The sequence below is a fragment of the Gemella sp. 27098_8_149 genome (assembly GCF_041433745.1).
Lineage (GTDB): Bacteria > Bacillota > Bacilli > Staphylococcales > Gemellaceae > Gemella.
Window position 1 is genome coordinate 1 of the sequence record NZ_JAPWCB010000030.1, and the last position, 11,470, is coordinate 11,470.

11 protein-coding genes are annotated in these 11,470 nt (G+C 31.3%); 6 read left to right on the forward strand and 5 right to left on the reverse strand.

Annotated elements, in window-relative coordinates; genetic code table 11:
* A partial coding sequence (locus tag O3801_RS08310; protein ID WP_371454654.1) for a transposase occupies positions 1 to 201 on the forward strand: 201 nt, incomplete at its 5' end.
* A 71-nt stretch (positions 202 to 272) separates the two neighbouring features.
* On the opposite strand, the gene O3801_RS08315 is transcribed toward O3801_RS08310, so the two are convergent.
* From O3801_RS08315 to O3801_RS08325, 3 genes are all read right to left on the reverse strand, one after another.
* Complete coding sequence (locus tag O3801_RS08315) at positions 273 to 398, reverse strand: hypothetical protein (protein WP_294683218.1); 126 nt, start codon at positions 396 to 398, stop codon at positions 273 to 275.
* A gap of 279 nt (positions 399 to 677) precedes the next feature.
* Positions 678 to 1,841, reverse strand: coding sequence for a multidrug effflux MFS transporter (locus tag O3801_RS08320; protein WP_294683219.1), 1,164 nt, complete (start codon positions 1,839 to 1,841; stop codon positions 678 to 680).
* Between the two features lie 233 nt (positions 1,842 to 2,074).
* Complete coding sequence (locus O3801_RS08325; protein WP_294683220.1) at positions 2,075 to 2,335, reverse strand: transporter; 261 nt, start codon at positions 2,333 to 2,335, stop codon at positions 2,075 to 2,077.
* Positions 2,336 to 2,795: 460 nt separating this feature from the next.
* On the opposite strand from O3801_RS08325, the gene O3801_RS08330 reads away from it, so the two are divergent.
* From O3801_RS08330 to O3801_RS08340, 3 genes are read left to right on the forward strand one after another with little or no spacing between them, the layout of a single operon-like run.
* Positions 2,796 to 3,596: a DUF1444 family protein gene (locus O3801_RS08330; protein WP_294683221.1), complete on the forward strand. Its 801-nt coding sequence runs from the start codon at positions 2,796 to 2,798 to the stop codon at positions 3,594 to 3,596.
* A 35-nt stretch (positions 3,597 to 3,631) separates the two neighbouring features.
* Positions 3,632 to 4,237, forward strand: coding sequence for a YtpR family tRNA-binding protein (gene ytpR / locus O3801_RS08335; RefSeq protein WP_371454655.1), 606 nt, complete (start codon positions 3,632 to 3,634; stop codon positions 4,235 to 4,237).
* A gap of 23 nt (positions 4,238 to 4,260) precedes the next feature.
* Positions 4,261 to 6,900 (forward strand): hypothetical protein, encoded by a 2,640-nt coding sequence (locus O3801_RS08340; RefSeq protein ID WP_371454656.1) that lies wholly within the window; start codon positions 4,261 to 4,263, stop codon positions 6,898 to 6,900.
* A 136-nt stretch (positions 6,901 to 7,036) separates the two neighbouring features.
* On the opposite strand, the gene O3801_RS08345 is transcribed toward O3801_RS08340, so the two are convergent.
* On the reverse strand, positions 7,037 to 7,807 hold the full coding sequence (locus O3801_RS08345) for a MurR/RpiR family transcriptional regulator (protein WP_371454657.1): 771 nt from the start codon (positions 7,805 to 7,807) through the stop codon (positions 7,037 to 7,039).
* Positions 7,808 to 8,046: 239 nt separating this feature from the next.
* On the opposite strand from O3801_RS08345, the gene O3801_RS08350 reads away from it, so the two are divergent.
* On the forward strand, positions 8,047 to 9,753 hold the full coding sequence (locus O3801_RS08350; protein ID WP_371454658.1) for a PTS transporter subunit EIIC: 1,707 nt from the start codon (positions 8,047 to 8,049) through the stop codon (positions 9,751 to 9,753).
* Between the two features lie 4 nt (positions 9,754 to 9,757).
* Positions 9,758 to 10,516, forward strand: a complete 759-nt coding sequence (locus O3801_RS08355) for a Cof-type HAD-IIB family hydrolase (protein WP_371454659.1) — start codon at positions 9,758 to 9,760, stop codon at positions 10,514 to 10,516.
* Between the two features lie 144 nt (positions 10,517 to 10,660).
* Here O3801_RS08355 and O3801_RS08360 read toward each other — a convergent pair.
* The coding region (locus O3801_RS08360; protein WP_371454660.1) for a transposase at positions 10,661 to 11,470 on the reverse strand (810 nt) is incomplete at its 5' end.

Below are 11,470 nucleotides of genomic sequence, written 5' to 3' on the forward strand. Positions count from 1 at the left end.
AAATATGAGTATTCTAACGGTCCATTAGAAGGATTTAATAATAAAATAAAACTACTAAAGAGAGTATCTTATGGATATTCTAGCTTTAGTAATTTCAGATTACGTATTTTAATTATGTCTAGATTATTTGTTTCTGAGTATAAAAATAATATTAAGCTTAAAGAAAACAAGAAAAAATCTAAGCAGCAAAATGCTGCCTAGATTTCATTTCCTGTTTTTCTCCATGCCCCGAATTTGACAAAGAGCCGTAATAAATAAGTAAAAGAAGACGATTAATCGTCTTCTTTATTTTTTTGTTTTTTCTTCTTTTTTGTAAGATAATAACCCAGAGATCCACCTATAGTGCCACATATAGCGCCACATACCATACAAATTATTACTATTGTTGGAATATACATCTCTATGCCCCCTTTTTTTATTTCTATTGACTTAACAAAATTGATTTTTTGAAATCATGATTTTGAGTTACTCCCTAACATACCTGCTATTACTTTTCACTTTCAACTTATCATAAATTAGGGGGCAAAACAAGTCTTATAATAACTAAGAATATATGATATAATAAAATTGATAACGTGTTCAAATAAAAAAACAAAATCTAAGTTATAGTCGGATAGTCTCACCTTAAAAGTATGTGTTTTAAGTCTATCCAAAGTTACAACTTAGATTTTTTTATTTTATATTCTCTTTTCAATTAGTTTGAATGTTATAAATGATATAGCTGAGCAAACTACGATTGCTATTGCACTAGAGTGGAAGATGTTTCCAATTCCGACTAGCGGCGAAACAACACCACCTAAGAAGAATGGTACAAATCCAAAGAAAGCCGAGGCACTTCCAGCACGCTCACGCTCTAAACTCATAGCGATAGCAGAACCAGCAGGTAAAATGAATCCTAATCCTAGTAAAAGAAGGAAGAATCCTACCTCAATAAATAGGAAAGGTAATGTAAGTGTTAGTGCCACTGCAAGGTAGATACTAACTAGTAACATAAGTGATAAACCTAGTTTGATGCTAACTTTCTCTTTGAAATTACCAGCACTCTTGCTTCCTAAAACTATAGCAAAACCGTTTAGACCAAAGCATAAGCTGTACATTAATGGTGTTAAGTTATAGTGAGTTTGTAAGATGAATGGCGATGCTGCAATATATGCGAACATAGCAGCTAAGGCAAATCCTTGAATAATAACAAGAGCAAAGAATAGTCTATTTTTTGCAACGTGTACAATAGAATAATATGTCTTAGTTATAGGAAGATCTAAGCGTTTTTCAACGGCTAAAGATTCATTGAATTTAAAGCTTACAGCTAATAAAATTACACCGATTAGAGCAAGTGTAACGAATATTCCTCTCCAGTCTGTAAGTTGTAGTAATAAACTACCTACGATAGGAGAAAGAATAGGTGCTAAGCCGTTAACAGCCATTAGTAAGGCAAAGAAAGCAGCTAATTCACGTCCATTATATAAATCTGTAGAAATAGCACGAGAAATAACTACAGCTCCTGCAGAAGACACACCTTGGATAAATCGTAAGACTATCATTGCATATACATTAGGAAAAATGATAATAGCAATAGTACTTAGTAAGTAAATTATTAAGCTGATTATTAATGGGTTTTTTCGACCATATTTATCACTAATAGGTCCGATAAGTAATTGTCCTAATGCAAGTCCGACCATACTACCTGTTAACGTAAGTTGAATAGTAGAAGTACTAGCATTAAAAAATTCACTCATATAAGGCAATGCAGGTAAATATAAATCTGTAACAAAAGGCCCGAAAGCCGATAAAGTTCCTAAGAATAGTACTAGAAACAATTTAGAATTTCTTTTTAATGTCATATTGACTCCTTTCGATTATTTAAGCAAAATTAACAGATTATAGCATAAAAAAATTTTTTTCGTAAGTTTTTTTTCTAGTTTTTTGGAAAAAAGTTCATGTGTAATTTTCAGTTTTCATTTTTATAAGTATAAAGTTGTATTCCAAAAAATTTTTAAAAAAAGATGAGATCTGAGACATTTACAGAAAATAACAAAAGTACTTAAATAATCTCAAGTGATCAATTTAAGTACTTTTATTTTATATCGAAATCGACTGAGTCGATATTTGCGATTAATTTATTTTTTATAAACCAAATTAATGATAATACATAAACTGTATATGTAAAAAATAAAAAGCTAGAGAAAAGAGTGATCTTAGAGTTTTTTAATAGTAAAAAATTTATTAAGATAATTACTACATAAGCAATAAAAGCAACTACTAATCTTCGAGTATTTTTTTTAATCCAGTTATTGTATTTTGTTTGTAATTCGGCTCTTTTTATTTCTATATCCATAAAAAATCCTCCGAAGGGGGCAGATCTAAAAGATCTGGATTTTAACAAAGTGTATATGAGAACTCATAGCTTCAGCAGTAGACACAATCCAATCAGTTTCGTCTTATGACTCACTTCTTGGTGTGTCCTTGCATACGTTATACGTAAGAATTTTAACGTGCCTTTGGCACTAAAAATTCTAACGTACAACGCAAGTGGTTTATTGATATCTAAATACGCTTTAGAAAAGCTTTTTATATATCTAATAAACTGTGCGGGGGTGACTCGACAAAATCTTGTTTCTTCGAAATCACGATTTTGAGTCACTCCCATTATAACAAAATAACAGTAAAGGTGCAATAAAATATATATACTGTAAAAAGGTGAATAATATTTGTATATATTGCTTAATTGTGTTGCTTGAGTGCGAATAAATATGGTATAATTAAGTTGCCATATTATACACAAAATAGGAGGCAGTATGTCTTATTCAAGAGATTATATATTTGAAAAAATAATAGAAAAACTACCTACTTTAAAAATTCATGAGAGGCGAGAAAAAGAAAACAGTGTTTTTATTTTAGAATATGAAAATCGCCGTGCAAAGATTGATATAGATAGTTTTGTAAGGAAGCTAGGAGATAAGAAAACTAGTGACAGTGATAAAAAGATAGAAGAATTTGTTTACTACATAGTAGGAAACTTCAACGCACAAAAAAAACTTTCTATAGATAATATAAATGAGGACGAATTATTGGAAAATATTTTCCCAGTGGTTCGAGCTAGTAGTTTTAACAAAGATAACGAGAAAAATCTTGTTAGCTTTGATCATACAAATGAAACTAGAATATATTTAGCTTATGATTTTAAAGATGGTTATAAATTATTAGACGGTAATTTTTTAAGTAGATTTTCTAAAACTGAAGAAGAGTTTTTAGGATTCGCTAAAGATAATTTAGAAAAACTACCATTTAAGTATAATGTGGATGAAGTTGCAGGGAATAAATTCTATTTCCTTAATGCAAAAGATGGCTATGATGGGGCAAGAATAATCGATAAAAATGTCTTGAATTACTTTTATGACAAAATAGGTGATTCATTCTATGTAGGTTTACCTCATCAAGATACATTGATAATTGCAGATGTACAGAATAAACAAGGACTAGAAGTTTTACAAAAAATGATGGTGCATTTTTTCACAGAAGGCCTAGTACCGATAACAACAATAACGTTTAAATACGATGGAAAAGAACTAGAGAGTTATTTTATTTTTGTAGAATAACTGTAAAATTAAAATTTATTATAGGAGAGAGATTCATGTTATTTTTTTACAATAAGAAAATGTTAGGAGAAACATTATTAATTACTATTCAAAGTAAAGAAGAGGTAACATACGAGGACAAGAAGAATATTACACTAATTAAAGATGAAAATGGTGCTTTAGTTGGATTAAATATTTTCAATGTTGAGAACTTAAAATTAGATGGTGAAGGTAGTATCGACTTAACAGAAGACCAAAAAGAAATCCTTCAAAAACGATTAGAAAAAAATGGAATTAAGATTGATCTAGAAGGTAATAATGATGAGTTCTTCGTAGTTGGGGAAGTTTTAAGTTGTGAAAAACACCCAGACGCAGATAAATTAAAAGTAACAGAAGTAAAAGTTAATGAAGAAGAAACACTACAAATCGTATGTGGTGCTCCAAATGTAGAAGCAGGACAAAAAGTTGTAGTAGCTCTATGCGGAGCAATGATGCCAAGTGGTCTATTAATTAAAAAATCAAAACTACGTGGAGTTGAATCAAATGGTATGCTATGTTCAAAACGTGAACTAGGATTACCACAAGAAGAAGCGAGAGGTATTTTAGTATTAGATGCAGATACTAAAGTAGGAACTCGCGTAAAAGATTTGAATCTTAAATAGAATCTAATTAGGAGGTGTAAAATATGGTGAATTGGAAAAAGTGGTTTTTAGAAGAAGACGAAGATGAAATATATGAGGAAAGTACAGCTAAAAAAGAAAAAAAAGACGATTTAGCTGAACGTAGGGAAAAAAGAGCTGAAAACAGAAGAAAAGAAAGAGTTTACCTTGATGAAGAAGAGGATTTTGAGATAGATTTCAGTTCTAATAAAACTAAAAAATCATTTGATGAGGATAAGTTTAGTTCACAACGTAGTACTAGAAAACGTGATGAAAAAGAAGAAAAATTTGAAGATTATGAAGAAGTTAATCTTGATGATTTTGAAGTAGATGACTACGATGAATTTGAAGATTACGAAGATGACTACGAAGAAGATTTTAAACAAGAGAAAAAATCTAAAAAAGAAAATGGCTTTATTTCTAAATTTAAAGGATTATTCAGTTCGAATAAAAAAGATGATGAAGAATTCTTAGATGATGAATATCTAGATGAAGAAGACGATGAGGCTGAGGATTATAAAACATATTTAGAGCGTCAAAAACGTGAACAAAAAGAAAAATCTAAAGTAGTTGAAAAAAAATATGATGAGTCTGATTATGAAGATGAAGAAGATTATGAAGATGACTATGAAGAAAATGAGAATAAAGTAGGATTTTTCTCAAGACTAAAAGACAAATTGTTCAATGTAAGTGATGATGAAATTGATCAAGAGGAATTAGATGCAGTACTAGATGATTTCGAAGAAGAATTAGAAGAAGAGAAAAAATCTGATAAGGAAAAAGTTCATTCTAAAGAAGAAAAAGTTTTAGAAAAAGATGAAGACGAGCTTGAAATTGAGTTTGTAGACGAAGAAAAAGAACAAAAAGTTACACCTGTATTTGAAGAAATTGATATTACAGAATATGAAGAAAAAGAAGAAGTAGTATCGGCAGGGAAAGTAACAGATTTAGGTGATGCCCTTAAAAAACTTGGAGTGGAAAATTCTGAAATTCGTGATGTTGATATCTTTGATGAAAACCCACCGAGAAGAACTCACCCAACACTTGCAGCTGTAAGAACTAAGAGATTGAAACAAGATCATAAGATTGATAATCTTGGGGATAGTGTAGTACTAGGTAAAGACAGTAGTGAATTGAAAGAAGAAGTAGCAAGTTCATTCAAAGGACAAGCTAAAGAAGAAACTCCAGTACAAGAAGAAAGAGTTACTAAGAATAAAGAGGCAAGACAAGAATTCGAAGAAAACTTCAATATTCTTGAGAGAAGAAGCGATAAAATTGAAAAAGATAATCCTCTATATACTAAGAAAAATGAAAAACTAGACGGTATTTTTGATGAAATTCGCGATAAAGAAAGCAAAACTCATGAAAAAGAAACTCCTGAACTTGAAGTTAGAGAACTAGATGCAGAGGGAAGTCGTCGTGAGAAACTTAAATATACTTCTGTACATGATGTTCTAGAAGGTGCCGAAGATTTATTTGAAGATGATATCGATAGAGTTAGTAAAAAACTTGTGGGTGACAGATTTGAAGAAAATCAGGAGGTTACAGAGGATGTTGAAAACTTCAGAAAAGGCATATTCGGAGGTGAAAAGGTAAATAGTCCACAAGAAAGAACTGCTTTAGATGAACTAATTGAAACTGAAAATATAGATATTACGCCGAAAAAAGAAGAAACTCTACCAGAAATAGAAGAATTGAATGAAAATCTAGAAGATTTAAGAAAAGATAAGAAAGAAGAGTCTTATGTAGATTTAGTTCAAGAAGCGGCTAAGATAGAAGATATCGAAGTTGAAGACTATGAAGAACTTAAAGAAGTTAAAAAAGACAGACTATCAGGATATAGCGATTACCACTTAGATGAAGAGGAAATCGAAGAACTTGAAGAGCAAAATTACCTTGAAGAATCAGCTGATTCAGTGAATATCGATAGCTTATTAAGAGAAGTTTCGCCAAATAATAAAGTTGTTAAAGTTACTAATGACGTAGATAAGTTCACTGATGAGAAAGTTGTTCCTAAGGAAGTTGCTCAGAAGAGACTTGAAGATGTTAAAACTTATCAAGAAGAAGCTGAAGAAGATGAAGTAGAACGTGGAATTGATTATACAGAAAAATTATATACTAATGATGTTTCTGAATACTTCGACAAAGGTAATGGTACTAAACTAGGAGAATACAAAACAGTTGATCATGGTTATAGACCTGTAAGTAAAGAGAAAATAGAAAATAATCAAAAAATACTTGATGCTATTTTTGAAAAATACTCTTCATCAGGATTATCGGCATCAACTAAATCGGTAACGAGCCAAATAATGAGTTCAAATACTATTACACCAAAAACTCGTAGTGTAGGTAAATTCAAACCATCACCAGTATACTCATCTGTATATGGTTCAGCAACACGTAAAACTACTGAAAATTCAAATAAACAGGTAGGAATATCAACTACAGGACTTTCAATCAATAATCCTGTAAAAACCACTACTCCAGAAGTAAAAAAAAACGAAACACAATCAGTAGAAAAAAAAACAGTAGAACCTAAAAAAGTAGAAAATCCAGTGCAAAAAAATGCGAGTATCTATAAAGAAATAGCTTCACAAGAGGAAACTGTTTGGAATATAGGTTCATCAAAACGTGTGCCTAAAAATAAGGTGAAAAGTAAAAAATAATAGTTCAAAAAGGAGGTGAGTTTAGTTCACCTCCTTTTTGTGATTTGTTGTTAAATTTAATGAATAGAAAATTATAAGTTAAATAAAAAATGCGTACATATCAGAAATAAGATTTTTGTCGAGTCACTCCCTTTTTCTAATCAATTACATATTCTCCAGGACTGATAGTATTAACGATAGTTTCAAATAAAATAATTCCAACTACGCTTAGCATTAGACGAGAACGAATTTTTTTTCTATTCTTTGGTGCATCGTAGACTTTAATCAAATGATCGTTCATTTTTGCAAGAGGACTATTCGCAAGGCTTGTGATTGCTAAAATAGTAGTACCATTTTGCTTAGCTTCTAAAACACAATCATTGATAACCGTAGTTTCTCCACTAAGAGAAAATACTAAAAGGACATCATCTTTTCTGCAAATATCAGGGATCCTTTTAATAGAATAGTGTTCAAAGTAGTCGTTTGACCAAAGATTGATCAATTTAAGTTTTCTATTGAAATCACTCATAACCATGTAACTTGAGCCACTACCTATGCAAAATATACGACGAGCATTTATTATTTTATTGGCAAAAATATCGAAATCATCTTGATTTAATATAGACATTGTTCGAGAAAATTCAACGCTAAGCTGTTCCTTTAAAGAAAGGAAGGTAGAGGCCGTTGAATTTTTATTATTTTTAGCTAACTCTTTACTCATTTTTAAATCGTATTTTAAATCGATAAAGGTATTATAACCTAATTTTTTACAAGCACGAATTACAGTAGAAGATGAAATAAGAACAGCTTGCTTGATTTCTTTTAGGGTCGTGTGTTCAATATTATCTTGCTTCATTAGGTAATCTATAGCTTGTTGTTCTGAAATGGATAGTTTATCATAGTTGTTTTTTAAATTGTCAAAAAACATAAGTTGCCTCCAGGAGTAAAATTTACTAATTGATTTCCTTTTCTTTACTCAGTATTAAGTATCATAACATAAAAATTTAGAAAATAAAAGCTATTTTTTAAAGCGGTTTACATAGTCTAGTAAAATTTTACTGAAATAGTAATTAATTACAAATAAAGAAATTTTTAAGCAAAAAAGAAAAAACCGTTTTCAAATCTGATATAATATGGTTATAAAAAATAATAAAAGGAGAAAAGGTAATGGCAAAGAAAAAAAATAAATTCGTCTCAGCTTTTGAGCAATTCGGACGTTCGTTCTTATTACCGGTATCTGTACTTCCGGGTGCAGGTATTATCAAAGGGATCGGGACAGCCTTCAGTAATTCAAACACACTAAAAATGTTCCCAATGTTAAAAAATGACATTATTCAATTTATTATGAAATTCCTAATTGTATTAGGGGATACAGCATTCAATAACTTACCGATTATTTTTGCGGTTGGGGTTGCTGTAGGTTTAGCAAAACGTGAAAAGGGTTCTGCTGCACTTTCTGGTCTATTAGGATTTATCGTATTACACTACGTACTTAACTTCCTATTAGTACAAAGTCACAAACTGGTAGACACTAGTAAATTATCAAGTAACGAAGCAAAATTAGCATTATCTAATGCCATGCAGACAAAAGTACTTGGTATTCAAACAATGGACCTTAGTGTATTTGGTGGTATTATCGTAGGTATAGTGGTATACTTCGTTCATAAGTGGGCTGTTAAAGTTCAATTACCAACAGTTATTGGATTCTTCAGTGGACCACGTTTCGTACCTATCGCAACTATCGTAATCATGTCAGCAGTTGCTACTGGATTATTCTTCGTATGGCCTCCAGTACAAAAAGGTATCAGTGTATTATCAATCTTCATCCTTAAATCTGGACCTATTGGAACATTCTTATATGGTTTAGTTGAAAGAGCATTATTACCATTTGGTCTTCACCACGGTCTGAACTGGCCAGTTCGTACAACAGAATTAGGTGGTGCTTGGGAAATTGGTGGACAACGTGTAGTTGGTACAATCAATGCTTACTTAGCTTCATTAGCTGATCCAAATGTTCAACACGTAGATCCAAGTATTACAAGATTCAATGGTGGTAAATTCGTTTACTTCATGTTCGGTCTTTCTGGTGCAGCTTATGCAATGTACAAAACTGCCGATGAGAAAAAACGTAAAGTTGTAGGATCATTATTATTCGCAGCTGCGGGTACTTCATTCTTAACAGGTATTACAGAACCAATCGAATTTACATTCTTATTCGTAGCACCAATTCTTTATGTGGTACACGCATTCTTAGCAGGTTCAGCATTATTCGTAATGCACATGTTAGGCGCAGGGGTAGCAACTCCAACTGGACACGGATTTATTAACTGGGTAATCTACGGAGTACTTCAAGGTCCTAAAACATCTTGGTGGTTAGTACCAATCGTAGGTGTAGTTTATTTCTTCATTTACTATATCGTATTCAGATTTATGATTGTTAAATTTGACCTTAAAACACCTGGTCGTGAAGATGGTGATGAAGTTAAATTATCTAATAAAAATGAAGCTCGTGCTAAACTTGGTGTAGAAATCGCTACAATTGGTAAAGAAGAACCAAAAGCAACTGATATAACAGTTGATGGTGATGATGAAGTAATGGAAACAGTACAAAAAACACCAGAAGGAATTAGAAAACAAGCTACTGAGTTAATTAAAGCACATGGTGGTCCAGATAACATCGAAGCTGTGGATGCTTGTATAACTCGTTTAAGAATTAATGTAAAAGATAAAAGTGTAGTAGACCGAGAACGTATTACAACGAAACTTGGAGCTATGGGATTTGCAGAAAGTGATATGCAAATGCAATCAATTTATGGATCTCATGCTAATGTATTAAAAATGGAAATCCAAGACATGCTTGGTATGGAGGAATAGTTTCATGAAGAATTTGTTTGTTACAGACTTAGACGGAACATTTGTAAAAAATTCAGTATTCGTCGAAAAAGAAGATTTAAAAGCGTATCATGATGCTAAAAATTACGGGGATTTCTCAGTTGCGACTGGGCGTTCTGTTGAAGAAATCAAATACATTGCTGAAGGTAATGATATGGATGTTACACACATGATAGGGTTTAACGGAGCGGTTGTAACAAGACAAGATGAAGTTCTTTTTGAAAAACACATTCCTACAAAAGATTTAACTGGAATATTCGAATATCTAAAAGAAAGTAAATTAATATTTGACGCTTTAGATGGGAAACAGCGTATTGGTAACTTTGACCATGAGAAAAAAGATAGATTATGGAACATGGAGCTAATTTGTGTGGAAAATCCTTTTGAAATATTAGAAGGAAAAGTAATTTATAAGATTAACGTAAGACCAACAAAAGAACAATTAGATTATCATTACGATGTAATGAAAGAGAAATTTCCAGAAGTAGAAATTTATAAATCAGGTTCAACACGTATGGAAATCACAGCAAAAAATATTTCTAAAGCTAGCGGTATTGAAGCTATCAGGTCAGGGTATGATAGAGTAATAGCTTTAGGAGACTCAGGAAATGACGTGGATATGTTTAAGGTAGCTGATGTTTCATACTGTATGAACCGCGCGCCACAAGAAGTAAGAGGACAAGCTACACATGTAGTAGAAGACTTTGCAGCGGCGATAAAACACTTTATTGAAAACTATGAATAGAAAAACAAAGAACCGGCAGAGATGCCGGTTCTTTTCAGATTGTTGACAAAACGACCAAAATATCAATGAACGTATTGATGTTTTGGTTGTTTTTTTAAAAAAAATAAGCCTTATGGCTAAAGAATCAGTAGTATTAAGAGATGATTATACCTCTCTTAATGCTATTGTTTTCATATTTTGAACGCAACAAGACAACCAAGCGTACGACTGTACTTTGGCTTTACCTCTATATTGTGCATATCTATATCCGTGATTTTGTTTTGAATCTGCAAAGCTACGTTCTACTGTTTCTTTTCTTCTCTTATACAATAGTTTTCCTTCTTTTGATATACGTCTTAACCTAGCTTCATCATAATAATCCGCATTTATATGACGTCTTATTATTTTCTTCTCGTTTTTATCATCGCTTTTATACTGTTTATATCCGTTTCTATCAATATTTCTATATCTAAATATTTCTCCTGTTCGTGTATCTACATATATATCTTTTTCATGTAAGTATTTAAAATATTTGTTATCTTTTGATCTTGAGAATCTTCTATATCCTATTACTGAAAATATATTTTTTTTATCTAACTGTTTTAGTATGTCTAGAGAATAATATCCGCTATCTAACGCAACTTTACCAGGTATTAATCCAAAGTTTCTTTCTATCTGATTTAATCTATCTATATACGGACCACTATCATGAACGTTACCTGGAGTTATATGGCAGTCTATAATAATATTATTCTTCCCGTCTACTGTTCGATGATCTAAATACATAAAGCCTTCTTCTTTATGATCTCTGTGATAATAACCACTATCTGGATCAGTAGTGTTAATTCGTTGTCTTTTTAGTTCTTCTTTTTCTTCATACTTAAAAGGCTTTTTTCCTATTTTTTCTCTCTCTTCATTTATTTCTTTTTCTAAGTCTAATTTTCTTTCTCTTACTTTTGTAGTAATTTCAATTTT

Bases quoted from the DNA above. Each gene is read 5' to 3' on its own strand.
- O3801_RS08315 (WP_294683218.1), bottom strand. From the start codon at position 398: ATGTATATTCCAACAATAGTAATAATTTGTATGGTATGTGGCGCTATA.
- O3801_RS08320 (WP_294683219.1), bottom strand. From the start codon at position 1,841: ATGACATTAAAAAGAAATTCTAAATTGTTTCTAGTACTATTCTTAGGA.
- O3801_RS08325 (WP_294683220.1), bottom strand. From the start codon at position 2,335: ATGGATATAGAAATAAAAAGAGCCGAATTACAAACAAAATACAATAAC.
- O3801_RS08330 (WP_294683221.1), top strand. From the start codon at position 2,796: ATGTCTTATTCAAGAGATTATATATTTGAAAAAATAATAGAAAAACTA.
- ytpR (WP_371454655.1), top strand. From the start codon at position 3,632: ATGTTATTTTTTTACAATAAGAAAATGTTAGGAGAAACATTATTAATT.
- O3801_RS08340 (WP_371454656.1), top strand. From the start codon at position 4,261: ATGGTGAATTGGAAAAAGTGGTTTTTAGAAGAAGACGAAGATGAAATA.
- O3801_RS08345 (WP_371454657.1), bottom strand. From the start codon at position 7,807: ATGTTTTTTGACAATTTAAAAAACAACTATGATAAACTATCCATTTCA.
- O3801_RS08350 (WP_371454658.1), top strand. From the start codon at position 8,047: ATGGCAAAGAAAAAAAATAAATTCGTCTCAGCTTTTGAGCAATTCGGA.
- O3801_RS08355 (WP_371454659.1), top strand. From the start codon at position 9,758: ATGAAGAATTTGTTTGTTACAGACTTAGACGGAACATTTGTAAAAAAT.